The organism is Pseudomonas entomophila (assembly GCF_029478665.1).
In the GTDB taxonomy this organism is placed as follows: domain Bacteria; phylum Pseudomonadota; class Gammaproteobacteria; order Pseudomonadales; family Pseudomonadaceae; genus Aquipseudomonas; species Aquipseudomonas entomophila_F.
This window is the reverse complement of sequence record NZ_JARPQB010000001.1, coordinates 82,734-101,518: the sequence shown is the minus strand read 5'-3', so window position 1 is coordinate 101,518 and position 18,785 is coordinate 82,734. Positions and strand designations below refer to the sequence as shown.

Annotated in this window: 15 protein-coding genes; 11 read left to right on the top strand and 4 right to left on the bottom strand. The window is 63.8% G+C overall.

Annotated features, from left to right (window positions below):
* Window positions 1-124: 124 nt before the first annotated feature.
* Both tsf and rpsB read right to left on the bottom strand, forming a co-directional pair.
* Window positions 125-988 (bottom strand): translation elongation factor Ts, encoded by an 864-nt coding sequence (gene tsf / locus P5705_RS00470; protein WP_277458951.1) that lies wholly within the window; start codon window positions 986-988, stop codon window positions 125-127.
* A 184-nt stretch (window positions 989-1,172) separates the two neighbouring features.
* On the bottom strand, window positions 1,173-1,910 hold the full coding sequence (rpsB, locus tag P5705_RS00465; protein WP_060512637.1) for a 30S ribosomal protein S2: 738 nt from the start codon (window positions 1,908-1,910) through the stop codon (window positions 1,173-1,175).
* Between the two features lie 347 nt (window positions 1,911-2,257).
* Between rpsB and map the strand changes: the two genes are divergently transcribed.
* From map to P5705_RS00445, 4 genes are all read left to right on the top strand, one after another.
* Complete coding sequence (gene map, locus P5705_RS00460) at window positions 2,258-3,040, top strand: type I methionyl aminopeptidase (protein WP_277458948.1); 783 nt, start codon at window positions 2,258-2,260, stop codon at window positions 3,038-3,040.
* A gap of 26 nt (window positions 3,041-3,066) precedes the next feature.
* On the top strand, window positions 3,067-5,769 hold the full coding sequence (locus P5705_RS00455; protein ID WP_277458947.1) for a [protein-PII] uridylyltransferase: 2,703 nt from the start codon (window positions 3,067-3,069) through the stop codon (window positions 5,767-5,769).
* A 21-nt stretch (window positions 5,770-5,790) separates the two neighbouring features.
* The gene (dapC, locus tag P5705_RS00450) at window positions 5,791-6,984 is read left to right on the top strand and encodes a succinyldiaminopimelate transaminase (protein ID WP_277458946.1); all 1,194 of its coding nucleotides are present in this window, start codon (window positions 5,791-5,793) and stop codon (window positions 6,982-6,984) included.
* 120 nt (window positions 6,985-7,104) lie between these two features.
* On the top strand, window positions 7,105-7,851 hold the full coding sequence (locus P5705_RS00445) for a peptidase M12 (RefSeq protein ID WP_277458944.1): 747 nt from the start codon (window positions 7,105-7,107) through the stop codon (window positions 7,849-7,851).
* Here P5705_RS00445 and P5705_RS00440 read toward each other — a convergent pair.
* On the bottom strand, window positions 7,848-9,494 hold the full coding sequence (locus P5705_RS00440) for a Na+/H+ antiporter (protein WP_277458942.1): 1,647 nt from the start codon (window positions 9,492-9,494) through the stop codon (window positions 7,848-7,850). The two genes, P5705_RS00445 and P5705_RS00440, sit on opposite strands and share 4 nt — an antisense overlap.
* A 269-nt stretch (window positions 9,495-9,763) precedes the next feature.
* Here P5705_RS00440 and P5705_RS00435 point away from each other — a divergent pair, with 269 nt between their 5' ends.
* From P5705_RS00435 to P5705_RS00420, 4 genes are all read left to right on the top strand, one after another.
* The gene (locus tag P5705_RS00435; RefSeq protein ID WP_277458940.1) at window positions 9,764-10,111 is read left to right on the top strand and encodes an ArsC family reductase; all 348 of its coding nucleotides are present in this window, start codon (window positions 9,764-9,766) and stop codon (window positions 10,109-10,111) included.
* 42 nt (window positions 10,112-10,153) lie between these two features.
* On the top strand, window positions 10,154-11,188 hold the full coding sequence (dapD, locus tag P5705_RS00430) for a 2,3,4,5-tetrahydropyridine-2,6-dicarboxylate N-succinyltransferase (RefSeq protein WP_277458938.1): 1,035 nt from the start codon (window positions 10,154-10,156) through the stop codon (window positions 11,186-11,188).
* 78 nt (window positions 11,189-11,266) lie between these two features.
* A complete protein-coding gene (locus P5705_RS00425) occupies window positions 11,267-12,472 on the top strand; it encodes a cysteine desulfurase (protein ID WP_277458937.1) in 1,206 nt (401 codons plus the stop codon).
* Window positions 12,469-12,879 (top strand): SufE family protein, encoded by a 411-nt coding sequence (locus P5705_RS00420; protein ID WP_277458935.1) that lies wholly within the window; start codon window positions 12,469-12,471, stop codon window positions 12,877-12,879. Before P5705_RS00425 ends, P5705_RS00420 begins: the two co-directional genes overlap by 4 nt.
* Before the next feature lie 100 nt (window positions 12,880-12,979).
* Here P5705_RS00420 and tcdA read toward each other — a convergent pair whose 3' ends face one another.
* Window positions 12,980-13,789: a tRNA cyclic N6-threonylcarbamoyladenosine(37) synthase TcdA gene (tcdA, locus tag P5705_RS00415; RefSeq protein WP_277458932.1), complete on the bottom strand. Its 810-nt coding sequence runs from the start codon at window positions 13,787-13,789 to the stop codon at window positions 12,980-12,982.
* A 242-nt stretch (window positions 13,790-14,031) separates the two neighbouring features.
* On the opposite strand from tcdA, the gene P5705_RS00410 reads away from it, so the two are divergent.
* The 3 genes from P5705_RS00410 to P5705_RS00400 all read left to right on the top strand — a co-directional run bounded on the left by P5705_RS00410 (window position 14,032) and on the right by P5705_RS00400 (window position 18,769).
* The gene (locus P5705_RS00410) at window positions 14,032-16,623 is read left to right on the top strand and encodes a glycosyltransferase (protein WP_277458930.1); all 2,592 of its coding nucleotides are present in this window, start codon (window positions 14,032-14,034) and stop codon (window positions 16,621-16,623) included.
* Window positions 16,624-16,805: 182 nt separating this feature from the next.
* Entirely contained in the window at window positions 16,806-17,957 is a 1,152-nt protein-coding gene (gene dapE / locus P5705_RS00405; protein ID WP_277458927.1) for a succinyl-diaminopimelate desuccinylase, read from the top strand.
* Window positions 17,957-18,769 carry a putative RNA methyltransferase gene (locus P5705_RS00400; protein WP_277458926.1) on the top strand — a complete coding sequence of 271 codons (813 nt, stop codon included), beginning with the start codon at window positions 17,957-17,959 and terminating at the stop codon, window positions 18,767-18,769. The genes dapE and P5705_RS00400 overlap by 1 nt, the downstream gene beginning before the upstream one ends.
* Window positions 18,770-18,785: the final 16 nt, after the last annotated feature.

Here is an 18,785-nt window from a genome sequence, read left to right as displayed (position 1 = left end):
GCGTAACTCTAGCGTGACGCACTTCATGCGTCAGCGAGCAACGGTCTCGTGAACCGCTCCCGCTTTGACAAAGAGGCTGCGCGCGTAAGCGGGCAGCCTCTTCGGGGCGACAGACGAGTCTGTCTTACTGCTTGGCGGCAGCTACCTGGGCGGCAACTTCGGCAGCGAAGTCGTCGACTGGCTTCTCGATGCCTTCGCCGACCTTGAAGTAGGTGAAGGAAACGATTTCAGCACCGGCTTTCTTGGCCAGCGCGCCAACTTTGACTTCCGGGTCCATCACGAAAGCTTGCTCTTTCAGCGAGGCTTCGGCTTTGAACTTGGAGATACGACCGTTGATCATGTTCTCAACGATGTTTTCCGGCTTGCCGGCGATCTTGTCGGCGTTCAGTTGCAGGAAGACGTTCTTCTCGCGCTCGATGGCCTCGGCGGAGATTTCCGACGCGTCCAGGAACTCTGGGTTCGACGCCGCAACGTGCATGGCGATGTTCTTGGCCAGCTCGACGTCGCCGCCTTTCAGGACAACGACAGCACCGATCTTGTTGCCGTGCAGGTAGGCGCCGACAACGTCGCCTTCTACGCGCACCAGGCGACGGATGTTGACGTTCTCGCCGCACTTGGCAACCAGGGCTTCACGAGCGGATTCGCGCGAGGCGATCAGCGGAGCGGCGTCGGTCAGCTTCTGGGCGAAGGCTTCTTCGATGCTTTCGGCAACGAAGTTCTTGAAGTCATCTTGCAGGGCCAGGAAGTCGGTCTGCGAGTTCACTTCCAGCAGGACAGCGGCTTTGCCGTCGGTCTTGACGGCGATTGCGCCTTCAGCGGCAACGTTGCCAGCTTTTTTGGCGGCCTTGATGGCGCCCGAGGCACGCATGTCGTCAATGGCTTTCTCGATGTCGCCACCGGCCTTTTCCAGGGCCTTCTTGCAATCCATCATGCCTTCGCCGGTACGCTCGCGCAGTTCTTTGACCAGCGCCGCAGTAATTGCTGCCATTTCAAAATCCTCTTGGAAAGTTTTTCAACCATTCCACCCGCTCGGCGCGGGCGTTAAATTCTGCAAATCGCTGCCTTTATATCAGCTCGCCCATCATGCGGGGCCGTTGCTGACAGCAGGATTTCAAGGTGGCAAAAAGGGGGCAGAGCCCCCTTTTTGCGTGCCAAGTAGACGCTAGCGCCTATTACTCAGCAGCAGGTGCAGCCGCTTCTTCAGCGTAGACTTCGGTGCCGCCAGCAACGTTGTTGCGGCCGCGGATGATGGCGTCAGCCATCGAAGTCATGTACAGCTCGATGGCGCGGATGGCGTCGTCGTTACCTGGAATGACGTAGTCAACGCCTTCTGGGCTGCTGTTGGTATCGACAACGCCGATAACCGGGATGCCCAGCTTGTTGGCTTCGGTGATAGCAATGCGCTCGTGGTCAACGTCGATCACGAACAGGGCATCAGGCAGGCCGCCCATGTCCTTGATACCACCCAGGCTGCGGTCCAGCTTTTCCAGATCGCGCGAACGCATCAGGGCTTCTTTCTTGGTCAGCTTGGCGAAGGTGCCATCTTCGGCCTGGGTTTCCAGGTCGCGCAGACGCTTGATCGAAGCACGGATGGTCTTGTAGTTGGTCAGCATGCCGCCCAACCAGCGGTGATCAACGTATGGCGAACCCGCGCGAGCAGCTTGCTCGGCGACGATCTTGCCGGCGGAACGCTTGGTGCCGACGAACATGATCTTGTTCTTGCCCTGGGCCAGACGCTCTACGAAAGCCAGAGCTTCGTTGAACATTGGCAGGGTTTTTTCCAGGTTGATGATGTGGATCTTGTTACGCGCGCCGAAAATGTACTTGCCCATTTTCGGGTTCCAGTAACGGGTCTGGTGGCCGAAGTGCACACCGGCCTTCAGCATATCGCGCATGTTGACTTGGGACATGATAGTTCCTTGATAAGTCGGGTTGGGCCTCCACGCATCCCAATGACCAACCCGCATCTCCGAGGAGACCGGGCACCCAGGCCATCGTGTCGACACGTGTGTGGGTTTGAGCTTACGGAGGTCATCCCCCGAAAGCGGCGCATTTTATACCACAGACCACGCACGAACGAAACCCGAATAATGATTCGCCCGTCTGCGGCTTTTGCAGCACCCGGGCTTTAGGGCCAGAATGCCTTCAGTAGACCACCGGATCCTCGGGATTATCCCGCCAGATCGCCGCCATGCTCTGGTAGAATCCGGCCTTTCCCGTTCGTTCGCGCCGCACGCGGCGCCGTAGAGAGCCTGTAATGACCGTCACCATCAAGACCGCAGAAGACATCGAGAAGATGCGCGTCGCCGGCCGCCTGGCCGCCGATGTCCTCGAAATGATCGAGGAACACGTCAAGCCCGGCATCACCACCGAAGAGCTCGACCGTATCTGCCACGACTACATCGTCAACGTCCAGCAGGCCATTCCGGCACCGCTCAACTACAAGGGCTACCCGAAGTCGATCTGCACCTCGATCAACCACGTGGTGTGCCACGGCATCCCCAACGACAAGCCGTTGAAGAAGGGCGACACGCTCAATATCGACATCACCGTGATCAAGGACGGCTATCACGGCGATACCAGCCGCATGTTCCATGTCGGCGAGGTCCCGGAGTGGGCCGCGCGCCTGTCGAAGGTGACGCAGGAGTGCATGTACAAGGCCATCGAGCTGGTCAAGCCGGGCTGCCGCCTGGGTGACATCGGCGAAGTGATCCAGAAGCACGCTGAAAAGAACGGTTTCTCGGTGGTGCGCGAGTTCTGCGGCCACGGCATCGGCAAGGTGTTCCACGAAGAACCGCAGATCCTGCACTACGGCAGGGCCGGCACCGGCATGGAGCTCAAGGAAGGCATGACCTTCACCATCGAGCCGATGATCAACCAGGGCAAGGCCGACACCAAGGTGCTCGGTGACGGCTGGACCGCCATCACCAAGGACCGCAAGCTCTCCGCCCAGTGGGAGCACACGCTGGTGGTGACCGCCACCGGCTACGAGATCTTCACCCTGCGCAAGGACGACACCATCCCGCGCACCTCGGCCTGACCTTCACATCACAGGAACGCGACTCGATGCCCCAGGTGGATCCCGAGCTGTTCGACCGCGGCCAGTTCCAGGCGGAACTGGCCCTCAAGGCAAGCCCCATCGCCGCCTTCAAGAAAGCCATCCGCATGGCCGGCGAAGTGCTCGACAAGCGTTTCCGTGAAGGCCGCGAAATCCGCCGGCTGATCGAGGACCGCGCCTGGTTCGTCGACAACATCCTGCAACAGGCCTGGAACCAGTTCGACTGGGGCAACCCGGACGGCATCGCCCTGGTGGCGGTGGGCGGCTACGGCCGGGGCGAGCTGCACCCCTACTCCGACATCGACCTGCTGATCCTGCTCGATGCCGCCGAGCACGAGCAGTACCGCGACGCCATCGAACGCTTCCTCACGCTGTTGTGGGATATCGGCCTGGAAGTCGGCCAGAGCGTGCGCACCGTCGATGAATGCGCCGAGCAGGCCCGCGCCGACCTGACGGTCATCACCAACCTGATGGAAAGCCGCACCATCGCCGGCCCGGAGCCACTGCGCCTGCGCATGCTCGATGCCACCAGCACCGCGCACATGTGGCCGAGCAAGGAGTTCTTCCTCGCCAAGCGCGCCGAACTCAAGGCCCGCCACCACAAGTACAACGATACCGAGTACAACCTCGAACCCAACGTCAAGGGTGGCCCGGGCGGCCTACGCGACATCCAGACGGTGCTATGGGTGGCGCGTCGCCAATACGGCACGCTGAACCTGCACGCCCTGGCTGGCGAGGACTTCCTGCTGGAGAGCGAGAACGAACTGCTGGCCTCCTCCCAAGCCTTCCTCTGGCGCGTACGCTACGCCCTGCACATGCTCGCCGGGCGCGCCGAGGATCGCCTGCTGTTCGACCACCAGCGCAGCATCGCAACGCTGTTGGGCTTCAACGACGAGAACCCCAAGCGCGCCATCGAACAGTTCATGCAGCAGTACTACCGGGTGGTGATGAGCATCAGCCAGCTGTGCGACCTGATCATCCAGCACTTCGAGGAAGTGATCCTCGCCGATGACGACAGCGGTACCACGCAACCGCTCAATGCCCGCTTCCGCCTGCATGACGGCTATATAGAAGCGGTCAGTCCGAACGTGTTCAAGCGCACGCCGTTCGCCATGCTGGAAATCTTCGTGCTGATGGCCCAGCACCCCGAGATCAAGGGGGTGCGCGCCGACACCGTGCGCCTGTTGCGCGAACACCGCCACCTGATCGATGACAAGTTCCGCAACGATATCCGCAACACCAGCCTGTTCATCGAGCTGTTCAAGTGCGAGATCGGCATCCACCGCAACCTGCGGCGGATGAACCGCTACGGCATTCTCGGTCGCTACCTGCCGGAGTTCGGCCTGATCGTCGGGCAGATGCAGCACGACCTGTTCCACATCTATACAGTCGATGCCCATACCCTCAACCTGATCAAGCACCTGCGCAAGCTGCAGTACACCCCGGTTTCGGAGAAATTCCCGCTGGCCAGCAAGCTCATGGGCCGCCTGCCCAAGCCCGAACTGATCTACCTGGCCGGCCTGTACCACGACATCGGCAAAGGTCGCCAGGGCGATCACTCCGAACTCGGCGCGGTGGATGCCCAGGCGTTCTGTGCCCGCCACCAGTTGCCCGCCTGGGACAGCCGCCTGATCGTCTGGCTGGTGCAGAACCACCTGGTGATGTCCACCACCGCCCAGCGCAAGGACCTGTCCGACCCGCAGGTAATCAACGATTTCGCCCTGCACGTGGGCGACGAGACACGTCTGGACTACCTCTACGTGCTGACCGTGGCCGATATCAACGCCACCAACCCCAACCTGTGGAACTCCTGGCGGGCGAGCCTGTTGCGCCAGCTCTATACCGAAACCAAGCGCGCCCTGCGCCGGGGCCTGGAAAACCCGCTGGACCGCGAGGAACAGATCCGCCAGACCCAGAGCGCCGCGCTGGACATCCTGGTGCGCGAGGGCACCGACCCGGACGACGTCGAACAGCTCTGGTCGCAACTGGGTGATGACTACTTCCTCAAGCACAATGCCGCCGACGTGGCCTGGCACAGTGACGCCATCCTCCAGCAGCCCGCCGACAGCGGCCCGCTGGTACTGATCAAGGAAACCACCCAGCGCGAGTTCGAAGGCGGCACGCAGATTTTCATCTACGCCCCGGACCAGCACGACTTCTTCGCCGTGACCGTGGCCGCCATGGCGCAGCTCAACCTGAACATCCATGACGCCCGCATCATCACCTCCAGCAGCCAGTTCACCCTTGACACCTACATCGTGCTCGACAACGACGGCGGCTCGATCGGCGACAACCCGCAGCGGGTCAAGCAGATCCGCGATGGCCTGACCGAAGCGTTGCGCACCCCCGAGGACTACCCGGCGATCATCCAGCGCCGAGTGCCGCGCCAGCTCAAGCACTTCGACTTCCCGCCCCAGGTGACCATCCTCAACGATGCCCAACGCCCGGTGACCATCCTCGAAATCACCGCCCCCGACCGCCCCGGTTTGCTGGCACGGATCGGGCGGATCTTCCTGGAGTTCGACCTGTCGCTGCAGAACGCCAAGATCGCCACCCTCGGCGAACGGGTGGAAGACGTGTTCTTCATCACCGACGCCGACAACCAGCCGCTGTCCGACCCGCAGCTGTGCAGCCGCCTGCAGGAAGCCATCGTCCAGCAGTTGCAGGCCGGCCAGGCCAGCGAAGCCAGCCCTTCCCGCATGACCTTTTGACGATTACGAGACCTTGCGCCGATGAACCATGCCTTGACCCAGCTTCAGCCCTACCCGTTCGAGAAACTGCGCGCCCTGCTTGGTAGCGTGAAGCCTGCGGCGGACAAACGCGCTATCGCCCTGTCGATCGGCGAGCCGAAGCACGAATCGCCGGCGTTCGTCGCCAAGGCGCTGGCCGATAACCTCGACAAGCTGGCGGTCTACCCGAGCACCCTCGGCCTGCCCGCCCTGCGCCAGGCAATCGCCCAGTGGTGCGAGCGTCGCTTCAAGGTGCCGGCCGGCTGGCTGGATGCCGACCGCCATATCCTGCCGGTGAACGGCACCCGCGAGGCGCTGTTCGCTTTCACCCAGGCCGTGATCAACCGCGCGGACGACGGCCTGGTGGTCAGCCCCAATCCGTTCTACCAGATCTACGAAGGCGCGGCCCTGCTGGCCGGCGCCACCCCGCACTACCTGCCCTGCCTGGAAAACAACGGCTTCAACCCGGACTTCGATGCCGTGCCGGCCGAGGTCTGGAAGCGCTGCCAGATCCTGTTCCTGTGCTCCCCGGGCAACCCCACCGGCGCCCTGGTGCCCATGGAAACACTGAAGAAGCTGATCGCCCTGGCCGACGAGCACGACTTCGTCATCGCCTCCGATGAGTGCTACAGCGAACTCTACTTCGACGAGGATGCCCCACCACCGGGCCTGCTTACCGCCTGCGCCGAACTCGGTCGCAGCGACTTCAAGCGCTGCATGGTGTTCCACAGCCTGTCCAAGCGCTCCAACTTGCCGGGCCTGCGCTCGGGCTTCGTCGCCGGTGACGCCGAGATCATCAAGCCGTTCCTGCTGTACCGCACCTACCATGGCTGTGCCATGCCGGTGCAAACCCAACTGGCCAGCATTGCTGCCTGGCAGGACGAAGCCCATGTCCGCGACAACCGTGACCAATACCGCGCCAAGTACGATGCGGTACTCGACATCCTGCAGCCGGTACTGGATGTGCAACGCCCCGATGGCAGCTTCTACCTGTGGGCCAAGGTGCCTGGCAGCGACGCCGATTTCACCCGTGACCTGTTCGAGGCCGAGCATGTGACCGTGGTGCCGGGTTCGTACCTTTCCCGCGAGGTGGACGGGGCCAACCCGGGCGCCGGGCGCGTGCGCATGGCGCTGGTCGCGCCGCTGGCCGAGTGCATCGAGGCGGCGGAGCGAATTCGCGCGTTCCTGGGCCGCTGATGGCAGACGCGCCCCCTCACAGGGGGCGCCATCTGAATCAAGGCAAGCATTAAGTACCGCCAGCGCAGAATGCTGGTGGCCGATAGTTGGCACCTCTCAACCCCCTGAAGGTGCACAACGATGTCCGATGTACTTATGGCAAGCGCAACCTACCGCCTGCGCCAGAAATTGCTGTTGCCGCAATCGGCGAAGCCGCGCAGGAAACGCTCGGTGGCCGATCATTCCGTATTCTGGCGCCCAGGCCAGACACTCAGGATCTCGTTCATCGGCACGCCCTGCCCATGGCTTGAGAAGGCGATTTTCGACACCGCGTGCCAATGGCTGAAATACGCCAACCTGACATTCGAACGCCTCGGCAACGATGCCGACGAAGCCGAGATCCGCATCCAGACCGATGTGCAGGAAGATGTGAATTACAGCTTCCTGGGAAACCAGGCCCTGGACGTGGAGGGCGCCACCATGGTCTTGGGGGTCAAGCTTTCCGACCCGTTATTCGAGCCGGTGGTACTGCATGAATTCGGCCACGCATTGGGCATGGAGCACGAGCACCAACACCCACAGGCCAACATTCCCTGGGATCTGGACAGGGTGCGCCAGTTGTTGGCCACGACCCTGGCCGACGAGGCCAACAACCCGGATCACCTCGACGACCTGATCGAAGAGGACCTCGCGACCCAGTTCCTGCCACTGCCCGACAACGACGACCTGCTCATCCTGCCCTATGACAGGCAGTCGATCATGCATTACCGCATCAGGCAGAAGCTCACGCACCACGACTTCAAAACCAGCCAGAACCTGAAAATCAGCAAGAAGGACAAGCGCTTCATGCGCCTGGTCTATCCAGCTTCATGTAAACAGCACGGCTAGCGGACCTGCCCGAGGTTGGCCTCGCTCAGGTCCAGCTCACCCAGCACCTGGCGCACCACTTCATCCCCCACCTGATGCTGGCGATGCAGGTTGTACAGCTCCAGGCGCTGGGCCCGCAGCGCACGCAGGCGCAAGCGGCGTTCCAACAGGTCCATCTGCTCGGCCAGTGCACGGGCCTCCGCAGTATCGTTGTAGCTGTCCAGCTCATCGCGGTACTCGGCCATCAATCGGGCCTTGAGCTCGATGGCCAAGGTGGCCTGCGCGGCGTCCTGTGGTGCGCCGGCATCACTCACCTCCTCCGCCTCGAGGGCATGGATGGCTGCCTCGGCTGTACGCCGCCAGGCCTCCTGAACCTCCTGGCGCAGGCGTTCGTCCGGACTCTTGGTTACCCCACGCAACAAGATCGGCAGGGCAATGACGGCACTGACCAGCGACAGCAGGATCACCCCGGCGGCGATGAAGATCAGCAGATCACGCTCGGGAAACGCCTTGCCCGCGCCCATCAGCAAAGGCACCGACATCACGCCCGCCAGGGTTACCGCACCACGCACGCCACCCAGGGTCAGCAACCAGCAGGACCGGGCAGTCGGCATCAGCACCAGCTCGGGCTTGCCGCGCCAGCGCCGCACCACGCCGATCGCCCGCCAGATGCTCTGCACCCAGATGAAACGCAACAGCACCAGCGCGGCGAAGATCGCCACAACGTCCAGGCAGCGCCAGGCCAGGGTCGGCCAGACCGCAGCCTCGTCGCTGACCACCGCCTTGACGATGTCCGGCAGTTGCAGGCCGAGCAACAGGAAGATCAAACCGTTGAAGGCGAACTCCAGCAGCGACCAGACGCTGCGGTTGAGCAGGCGAGTGCTGGTCTGGCGCGGCAGCAAGTCGAGCCAGCTCTGCATCATGCCGGCAGCCACCGCCGAGAGAATGCCCGACACACCCAGCCGTTCGGCCAGTACATAGGCGGCGAACGGCAACAACAGCATGAACACCACGTGGGTCGCCGGGTCGTCCCAGCCACGGGCGATCATCCACATCCGCAGGCGCCCGACCAACCAACTAAGCGCCACGCCCACCGCAAGGCCGCCAAGGGCGACGAGCACGAAAGTGAGGCTCGCTTCGGTCAACGAGAACACGCCGGTAATCGCCGCCACCAAGGCAAACTTGAATGTCACCAGGCCCGAAGCGTCATTCATCAATGCTTCGCCCTGCAGCATGTGCATCAACGGGGTGGGCAGACGGTCCTGGGTAATGGCCGACACGGCCACGGCATCGGTGGGCGAGAGCACCGCGGCCAGCGCAAAGGCCACCGGCAATGGAATGGCTGGCAGCAGCCAATGAATGAAGTAACCGGCCCCAACCACGGTAAACAGCACCAACCCCACCGCCAATGCCACTACGGGTCCGCGAATGCGCCACAGTTCACGCTTGGGCATGCGCCAGCCATCAGCGAACAGCAGTGGCGGCAGGAACAGGAACAAGAACAGCTCCGGGTCCAGCGCCACATGCAGCCCCAGGGTCGGCCAGGCAAGCAAGGCGCCGGCGCCGATCTGCACCAGCGGCAGTGGCAGCGGCACCACGCGCCCCACCAGTTTCGAAACGCTCACCAGCATCAGCAGGATAAGGACGGTATAGGCTGACTGCATCGGCGAGTTTCCTGTTTGAACGGAGAATCGACAGCGGGGCGCAACAGCGCCATTGAAACAATATGTTAGCGGGGAGCGTCTATCATGGGCCGCTGCACGATAGTCGCAGCTCGCCCCTGAATATGTAACACAATGATTCATGAGAAGCTGTGATACACATCGCCCCTGCCTTCGAGCCCGTGGCCGTGGCGCCAACCCCATCGATACCGCATAATCGGCCCCACCCTATCTTCACGGAGTATCGGGCTGCCCAGCGGCCCTGGCATTCAATGGCTTACACTCTCTACGGCATCAAAGCCTGCGACACCATGAAAAAAGCCCGCACCTGGCTTGAAGAAAAGGCCATCGGCTACGAATTCCACGACTACAAGACCCAAGGCATCGACCGCGACAGCCTGAACCGCTGGTGCACCGAGCACGGCTGGGAAGTCGTGCTGAACCGCGCCGGTACCACCTTCCGCAAGCTCGACGATGCCAGCAAGGCCGATCTCGACCAATCGAAGGCCGTAGAACTGATGCTCGCCCAGCCGTCGATGATCAAGCGCCCGGTACTGGACCTCGGCAACCGCACGCTGGTCGGCTTCAAGCCCGACCTGTACGCCGCGGCACTGGCCTGATCCCCGCATTACGCTCCAACCCCTTTCGCACGAGGTAATCGCATGTCTCAATCCCTGTTCAGCCTGGCCTTCGGTGTCGGCACCCAGAACCGCCAGGGTGCCTGGCTGGAAGTGTTCTACGCACAGCCGGTGCTCAAGCCATCCGCCGAGCTGGTCGCCGCCATTGCGCCGATCCTCGGGTACGAAGCTGGCAACCAGGCCATCGCCTTCACCACCGCCCAGGCCGCACAGCTTGCCGACGCGCTCAAGGGTGTCGATAGCGCTCAAGCCGCCCTGCTGACCCGCCTGGCCGAAAGCCACAAGCCGCTGGTCGCCACCCTGCTGGCTGAAGACGGCGCCCTGGCCTCCACCCCCGAGGCCTACCTCAAGCTGCACCTGCTGTCGCACCGTTTGGTCAAGCCGCACGGCGTCTCGCTGGCCGGCATCTTCCCACTGCTGCCCAACGTCGCCTGGACCAACCAGGGCGCGGTCGACCTCACAGAATTGGCCGAGCTGCAACTGGAAGCACGCCTGAAGGGCGAGCTGCTGGAAGTGTTCTCGGTGGACAAATTCCCGAAGATGACCGACTACGTCGTGCCAGCCGGCGTGCGTATCGCCGACACCGCCCGCGTGCGCCTGGGCGCCTACATCGGCGAAGGCACCACCATCATGCACGAAGGCTTCGTCAACTTTAACGCCGGCACCGAAGGTCCAGGCATGATCGAAGGCCGCGTCTCCGCAGGCGTATTCGTCGGCAAAGGCTCGGACCTGGGCGGCGGCTGCTCGACCATGGGCACCCTGTCCGGTGGCGGCAACATCGTCATCAAGGTCGGCGAAGGCTGCCTGATCGGCGCCAATGCCGGTATCGGCATCCCGCTGGGCGACCGCAACACCGTGGAAGCCGGCCTGTACATCACCGCCGGCACCAAGGTGAACCTGCTGGACGAGAACAACCAGCTGGTCAAGGTGGTCAAGGCCCGCGACCTGGCCGGCCAGACCGACCTGCTGTTCCGCCGCAACTCGCTCAACGGCGCGGTGGAGTGCAAGACCCACAAGTCGGCCATCGAGCTGAACGAGGCGCTGCACGCCCACAACTGAGAACCTGCCGGTTCGAAGTGATAAGATCGGGTCTGCTCCTACGGGCAGACCCGATTTTTCTTTCCAGGCCCCGCGAACATGTTCCAGCCCTCCCCCTGGCGTGCCGACTTCCCCGCCATCACCGCCCTGCAACGGCAGCACCAGACCTACCTGGACAGCGCCGCCACCACGCAAAAGCCCCAAGCCCTGCTCGATGCCCTGAGCCATTACTACGGTCATGGCGCTGCCAACGTGCATCGCGCACAGCACCTGCCAGGCGCCCTGGCCACCCAGGCGTTCGAAGGCACTCGCGAGAAGGTTGCCGCCTGGCTCAATGCAGCGGACACACGGCAGATCATCTTCACCCACGGCGCCACCTCGGCCTTGAACATGCTGGCTTATGGCCTGGAGCATCGTTTCGAGGCGGGTGACGAGATTGCCGTCAGTGCGCTGGAACACCACGCCAACCTGCTGCCCTGGCAACAACTGGCGCATCGGCGCAACCTGCGCCTGGTTATTCTGCCGGTGAACGACCAGGGGGGTGTCGACCTGGAGCAAGCCCTGCAACTGATCGGTCCACGCACCCGTCTGCTTGCGATCAGCCAGCTGTCCAACGTATTGGGCACCTGGCAACCACTGGCACCGCTTCTGGCACATGCCCGCGCCCAAGGCGCGTTGAGCGTTGTCGATGGCGCCCAGGGTGTGGTCCATGGTCGCCATGATATGCAGCAGCTGGAGTGCGATTTCTACGTGTTCTCCAGCCACAAGCTCTATGGCCCGGACGGTGTCGGCGTGCTGTACGGCCGCCAACAGGCGCTGGAGCTGCTGCGCCACTGGCAGTTCGGCGGGGAGATGGTCCAGTTGGCCGACTACCAGGGTGCCAGCTTCCGCCCGGCACCGTTGGGCTTCGAGGCGGGTACACCGCCAATTGCCGGCGTCATCGGCTTGGGCGCCACCCTGGATTACCTGGCCAGTCTCGACGCCCATGCGGTTGCCGCCCATGAAGCCAGCCTGCACCAGCATCTGTTGCGCGGGCTGGCCGACCGTGACGGTATCCAGGTGCTTGGCGCCCCCCAGGCAGCACTGGCCAGCTTTGTCGTCGAGGGCGTGCACAACTCCGACATCGCCCACTTGCTGACCGAACAAGGGATCGCCGTGCGCGCCGGGCATCACTGCGCCATGCCATTGCTCAGAAGCCTGGGGCTGGACGGGGCGATTCGTGTGTCCCTCGGGCTGTACAGCGACAGCGACGATCTGCAGCGCTTCTTCGAGGCGCTCGACCAGGGCCTGGAGCTGCTGCGATGAGTCTTTCGGGTGAGGCCAGCCAGGCGCTGGAGAGCTTCGAGCAGGCTCGGGGCTGGGAGCAGCGAGCGCGGCTGCTGATGCAGTGGGGGGATCGGTTGGAGCCGCTGGACGAGGCAGAGAAAAGTGAAGACAACCGCGTGCACGGTTGTGAAAGCCTGGTGTGGCTGGTGGCCACGCTGGAAAACGACCATTGGCACTTCAAGGCGTCCAGTGATGCTCGTCTGCTGCGAGGTTTGCTGGCGCTGCTGCTGGTACGGGCACAAGGGCTGCGCAGCGCGGAACTGGCTGCTCTGGACTTGAGTGGCTGGTTCGCTCAGCTGGGGCTGGAGCGCCAGTTGTCACCCTCACGCAGCAATGGGCTACATGCGGTGTTGCTCAGGATGGCCGAGTTGGCATCGGCAGGCTGAGCCCACACGAACCAGCGCCACACCGCACACTTGTAGGAGCCAGCCTTGCTGGCGAACACCGGCAAAGCCGGTGCCAAATACCACGTGGGGTTCAACGCCGCTACTGAGCCTTGACCCGCTCCAAAGGCCGCCGCGCCCCTGCCACCAGCTTCTCCACCGCCTTGCTCGCCGCGACCATGCCAAAGGTCGCCGTCACCATCATCACCGCGCCGAATCCGCCCGCGCAGTCCAGCCGCACCCCCTCGCCCACGAAACTCTTCTGCAGGCACACGCTGCCATCCCCCTTGGGATAACGCAGCTGCTCGCTGGAAAACACGCACGGCACGCCATAGTTACGGCTGGTATTGCGCGAGAAGTTGTAGTCGCGACGCAGGGTCGAGCGCACCCGCGAGGCCAGCGGGTCGTTGAAGGTCTTGTTGAGGTCGCCGACCTGGATCTGGGTCGGGTCGATCTGCCCACCCGCTCCTCCGGTGGTGACAATGGCGATCTTGCGTCGGCGGCACCAGGCGATCAGCGCGGCCTTGGCCATCACGCTGTCGATGCAGTCGATCACGCAGTCGAGGTTTTCGGTGATGTACTCGACCATGGTGTCGCGGGTGACGAAATCGGCCACCGCGTGCACCGTACACGCCGGGTTGATCGCCCTCAGCCGCTCGGCCATGGCGTCGACCTTGGGCCGGCCGACCTGCCCTTCCAGGGCATGGGCCTGGCGGTTGGTGTTGCTGACGCACACGTCATCGAGGTCGAACAGGGTGATTTCGCCCACGCCACTGCGGGCCAGGGCTTCGGCCGCCCACGAACCGACCCCGCCAATGCCGACGATGGCCACGTGGGCCTGGCGCAGGCGTTGCAAGCCTTCATCACCGTACAACCGGGCGACGCCGGCAAAGCGTGGATCTTCTGTGCTCATGGCTCAACCTCGGAAAAAACGGCGCGCATTATATGCCAAGCGGCCCGATCTGGGGTTGCCGTTGGCAAGAGTCCCGCCAAGCCTGCTTTAATGTTCCATCAAGTAAAAAGATATGGACGACAACCCGGCGGGCTCAGAACTTCATCCTCTTTGACAAATCCAACACAGTGCCCGCTTCGGCAATGTAGGACTTGCGCCCTGACGGCCCCGCCCCGCGCCACTCTTCGGAACCTCTAACACCTATGTCATCACGCAAATTCGGTCTCAACCTGGTGGTGGTCCTGGCCATCGCCGCGCTGTTCACCGGGTTCTGGGCGCTCATCAACCGCCCGGTGTCCGCCCCTGCCTGGCCGGAGCAGATCTCCGGTTTCTCCTACTCGCCGTTCCGCCTGGGCCAGAGCCCGCAAAAAGGCCAGTACCCCAGTGAGGATGAGATACGCCAGGACCTCGAGCAACTCAACAAGCTGACCGACAACATCCGCATCTATACCGTCGAAGGTACCCAGGCCGAGGTGCCACGCCTGGCCGAAGAGCTTGGCCTGCGCGTCACCCTGGGGATCTGGATCAGCAACGACCAGGAACGCAACGAACGCGAGATCGAAAAAGCCATCGGCCTGGCCAATACCTCCCGCAGCGTGGTGCGGGTAGTGGTGGGTAACGAGGCGTTGTTCCGTGAAGAAGTCACCGCCGAACAGCTTATCGGCTACCTGGACCGCGTCCGCGCGGCAGTCAAGGTGCCCGTGACCACCAGCGAACAGTGGCACATCTGGAAGGAGCACCCGGAACTGGCCAAGCACGTCGATCTGGTCGCCGCGCACATCCTGCCGTACTGGGAGTTCGTGCCGATGAAGGATTCGGTGCAGTTCGTCCTCGACCGCGCCCGCGACCTGCGCAAGCAGTTCCCACGCAAACCGCTGCTGCTGTCCGAAGTCGGCTGGCCCAGCAACGGCCGCATGCGCGGTGGCGCCGACGCCACCCAGGCCGACCAGGCCATCTACCTGCGCACCCTGGTCAACACGCTGAACCGCCGGGGTTACAACTACTTCGTCATCGAAGCCTACGACCAGCCCTGGAAAGCCAGCGACGAAGGCTCGGTGGGCGCCTATTGGGGCGTTTTCAACGCCGCGCGCCAACAGAAGTTCAACTTCGAGGGCCCGATCGTGGCGATCCCGCAGTGGCGGGCCCTGGCGGTGGCCTCAGTGGTGCTGGCGATGCTCGCCCTGACCGTGCTGCTGATCGATGGCTCGGCCTTGCGCCAGCGCGGCCGCACGTTCCTGACCTTCATCACCTTCCTGTGCGGTTCGGTGCTGGTCTGGATCGCCTACGACTACAGCCAGCAGTACAGCACCTGGTTCAGCCTGACGGTCGGGGTGTTGCTGGCGCTGGGTGCCCTCGGGGTGTTCATCGTGCTCCTGACCGAGGCCCATGAGCTGGCCGAAGCGGTGTGGACACACAAGCGACGAAGGGAATTCCTGCCAGTGCAGGGCGACAGTGCCTATCGCCCCAAAGTCTCGGTGCATGTGCCGTGCTACAACGAACCACCGGAAATGGTGAAACAGACCCTGGACGCGCTTGCCGCGCTTGATTACCCGGACTACGAAGTGCTGGTGATCGACAACAATACCAAGGACCCGGCCGTGTGGGAGCCGCTCAAGGCCCACTGCGAGAAGCTCGGCGAGCGCTTCAAGTTCTTCCATGTCGCGCCCCTGGCCGGTTTCAAGGGCGGCGCGCTGAACTACCTGATCCCGCACACCGCCAAGGACGCCGAAGTGATCGCGGTGATCGACTCGGACTACTGCGTGGATCGCAATTGGCTCAAGCACATGGTGCCGCACTTCGCCGACCCGAAGATCGCCGTGGTGCAATCGCCGCAGGATTACCGCGACCAGCACGAAAGCGCCTTCAAGAAGCTGTGCTACAGCGAGTACAAAGGCTTCTTCCATATCGGCATGGTCACCCGCAACGACCGTGACGCGATCATCCAGCACGGCACCATGACCATGACCCGGCGTACCGTGCTCGAAGAGCTGGGCTGGGCCGAGTGGTGCATCTGCGAGGACGCCGAACTGGGCCTGCGGGTGTTCGAGAAGGGCCTGTCGGCCGCCTACGCCCACAACAGCTATGGCAAGGGCCTGATGCCCGACACCTTCATCGACTTCAAGAAGCAGCGCTTCCGCTGGGCCTATGGCGCCATCCAGATCATCAAGCACCACGCCGGCGCCCTGCTGCGCGGCAAGGGCAGCGAGCTGACCCGCGGCCAGCGCTACCACTTCCTGGCGGGTTGGCTGCCGTGGATCGCCGACGGCATGAACATTTTCTTCACCGTCGGCGCGCTGCTGTGGTCGGCGGCGATGATCATCGTGCCGCACCGGGTCGACCCACCGCTGATGATGTTCGCCATCCCACCGCTGGCGCTGTTCTTCTTCAAGGTCGGCAAGATCCTGTTCCTCTATCGTCGCGCGGTGGGGGTGGACCTGAAGGATGCCTTCGCCGCGGCGCTGGCGGGGCTGGCGCTGTCGCACACCATCGCCAAGGCAGTGTTGTATGGGTTCTTCACCAGCAGCATGCCGTTCTTCCGCACCCCGAAGAATGCCGACAGCCATGGTGTGCTGGTGGCGATCGCCGAGGCGCGCGAGGAGCTGTTCATCATGTTGATGCTGTGGGGCGCGGCGCTGGGGATCTACCTGGTGCAGGGACTGCCGAGCGCGGACATGCGCTTCTGGGTGGCGATGCTGCTGGTGCAGTCGTTGCCGTACCTGGCAGCGTTGGTCATGGCACTGTTGTCGTCGTTGCCAAAGCCTGCGGAAAAGGCCGCCGAACCGCAGCAGGCTTGAGATCGCCGGGGGCGCGTTGCGCCCCTTTCGCGGCACAAGGCCGCTCCTACACAGGTGCCGCAGCCTCTGCAGACGCGGCCTTGTGCCGCGAAAGGGCCGCGACGCGGCCCCACATCCCCCTGGTTTGATATAAGATAACGCCCCTCAGTTTTCCTCGCCTTGCCTTGCCCCGGAGTCCTGCAATGACGGCCCCAGCCGAGCTCTCGCCTACCCTGCAACTGGCCTGCGACCTGATCCGTCGCCCCTCGGTCACCCCGGTCGACGCCGACTGCCAGACCCAGATGATGAACCGCCTGGGCGCCGTCGGCTTCCAGCTCGAACCCATGCGTTTCGAGGACGTCGACAACTTCTGGGCCACCCATGGCACCCAGGACGGCCCGGTGCTGTGCTTCGCCGGCCACACCGACGTGGTACCGACCGGCCCGGTGCAGCAATGGCAGCATGAACCGTTCGAGGCGCTGATCGATAAAGACGGCATGCTCTGCGGCCGTGGCGCCGCCGACATGAAGGGCAGCCTGGCCTCGATGGTGGTGGCCAGCGAGCGCTTCGTGCAGGACTACCCCAACCATCGCGGCAAGGTCGCCTTCCTCATCACCAGCGACGAGGAAGGCCCGGCACACCATGGCACCAAGGCCGTGGTCGAATTGCTCAAGGCGCGCAACGAGCGCCTGGACTGGTGCATCGTCGGCGAACCCTCCAGCACCACGCTGCTGGGTGACGTGGTCAAGAACGGCCGTCGCGGCTCGCTCGGCGCCAAGCTGACCGTGCGTGGCAAGCAGGGCCACGTGGCCTATCCGCACCTGGCGCGCAACCCGATCCACCTGGCCGCCCCGGCCCTGGCCGAACTGGCCGCCGAGCACTGGGACGAAGGCAACGCGTTCTTCCCGCCGACCAGCTTCCAGATCTCCAACCTCAACTCCGGCACCGGCGCCACCAACGTGGTGCCGGGCGAGCTGACGGCGCTGTTCAACTTCCGCTTCTCCACCGAATCGACAGTCGAAGGGCTGCAGCAACGTGTCGCGGCGATCCTCGACAAGCACCAGCTGGAGTGGTCGATCGATTGGGCACTGTCCGGCCTGCCGTTCCTCACCGAGCCGGGCGACCTGCTCGATGCGGTGTCGTCGAGCATCAAGGCGGTCACCGGCCGCGAGACCCAGGCATCGACCAGCGGTGGCACCTCCGATGGCCGCTTCATTGCGACCATGGGCACCCAGGTCGTCGAGCTCGGCCCGGTCAACGCCACCATCCACCAGGTGGACGAACGCATCCTGGCCAGCGACCTCGACCTGCTGACCGAGATCTACTACCAGACCCTGGTGCGGTTGCTCGCCTGATGCTCGCCTGCCCCCTCTGCCAGGCGCCCCTGGCGCAGCTCGACAACGGCGTTGCCTGCCCTGCTGGCCACCGCTTCGACCGCGCCCGCCAGGGCTACCTGAACCTGCTGCCCGTGCAGCACAAGAACAGCCGCGACCCGGGCGACAACCAAGCCATGGTCGAGGCTCGCCGTGGCTTCCTCGACGCCGGCCATTACGCGCCCGTCGCCCGTCGCCTCGCCGAGCTGGCCGCCGAGCGCGCCCCGCAGGCCTGGCTGGACATCGGCTGCGGCGAAGGCTACTACACCGCGCAGATCGCCCAGGCGCTGCCGGCTGCCGACGGCTATGCCCTGGATATTTCCCGCGAGGCGGTCAAGCGCGCCTGCCGCCGCGCCCCGCAGGTGACCTGGATGGTCGCGAGCATGGCCCGTGTCCCCTTGAGCGACGCCAGCTGCGGCTTCATCGCCAGCGTGTTCAGCCCCCTGGACTGGCAGGAGGCCAAGCGTTTGCTGGCCCCAGGCGGTGGCCTGATGCGCGTCGGCCCGACCAGCGGCCACCTGATGGAGCTGCGCGAGGTGCTCTACGATGAAGTACGCCCCTATGCCGACGACAAGCATCTGGCCCTGATCCCTGACGGTATGACTCACGCCCACAGCGAAACCCTCGAGTTCCGCTTGAGCCTGGTTGAAGCCAAGGCTCGCGCCGACCTGCTGGCCATGACCCCTCATGGCTGGCGCGCCAGTGCCGAAAAGCGTGCGCTGGTGATCGACCAGCCCGAACCGTTCGAGGTCACCGTTTCCATGCGTTATGACTATTTCGTGCGCCAAGACTGAGCACACCGGAGCCCCT

Coding starts and splice junctions, on each gene's coding strand:
- P5705_RS00445 (WP_277458944.1), top strand. CDS start 7,105: ATGTCCGATGTACTTATGGCAAGCGCAACCTACCGCCTGCGCCAGAAA.
- P5705_RS00455 (WP_277458947.1), top strand. CDS start 3,067: ATGCCCCAGGTGGATCCCGAGCTGTTCGACCGCGGCCAGTTCCAGGCG.
- tcdA (WP_277458932.1), bottom strand. CDS start 13,789: ATGAGCACAGAAGATCCACGCTTTGCCGGCGTCGCCCGGTTGTACGGT.
- P5705_RS00440 (WP_277458942.1), bottom strand. CDS start 9,494: ATGCAGTCAGCCTATACCGTCCTTATCCTGCTGATGCTGGTGAGCGTT.
- dapD (WP_277458938.1), top strand. CDS start 10,154: ATGTCTCAATCCCTGTTCAGCCTGGCCTTCGGTGTCGGCACCCAGAAC.
- P5705_RS00420 (WP_277458935.1), top strand. CDS start 12,469: ATGAGTCTTTCGGGTGAGGCCAGCCAGGCGCTGGAGAGCTTCGAGCAG.
- map (WP_277458948.1), top strand. CDS start 2,258: ATGACCGTCACCATCAAGACCGCAGAAGACATCGAGAAGATGCGCGTC.
- P5705_RS00410 (WP_277458930.1), top strand. CDS start 14,032: ATGTCATCACGCAAATTCGGTCTCAACCTGGTGGTGGTCCTGGCCATC.
- rpsB (WP_060512637.1), bottom strand. CDS start 1,910: ATGTCCCAAGTCAACATGCGCGATATGCTGAAGGCCGGTGTGCACTTC.
- P5705_RS00435 (WP_277458940.1), top strand. CDS start 9,764: ATGGCTTACACTCTCTACGGCATCAAAGCCTGCGACACCATGAAAAAA.
- P5705_RS00400 (WP_277458926.1), top strand. CDS start 17,957: ATGCTCGCCTGCCCCCTCTGCCAGGCGCCCCTGGCGCAGCTCGACAAC.
- dapE (WP_277458927.1), top strand. CDS start 16,806: ATGACGGCCCCAGCCGAGCTCTCGCCTACCCTGCAACTGGCCTGCGAC.
- tsf (WP_277458951.1), bottom strand. CDS start 988: ATGGCAGCAATTACTGCGGCGCTGGTCAAAGAACTGCGCGAGCGTACC.
- P5705_RS00425 (WP_277458937.1), top strand. CDS start 11,267: ATGTTCCAGCCCTCCCCCTGGCGTGCCGACTTCCCCGCCATCACCGCC.
- dapC (WP_277458946.1), top strand. CDS start 5,791: ATGAACCATGCCTTGACCCAGCTTCAGCCCTACCCGTTCGAGAAACTG.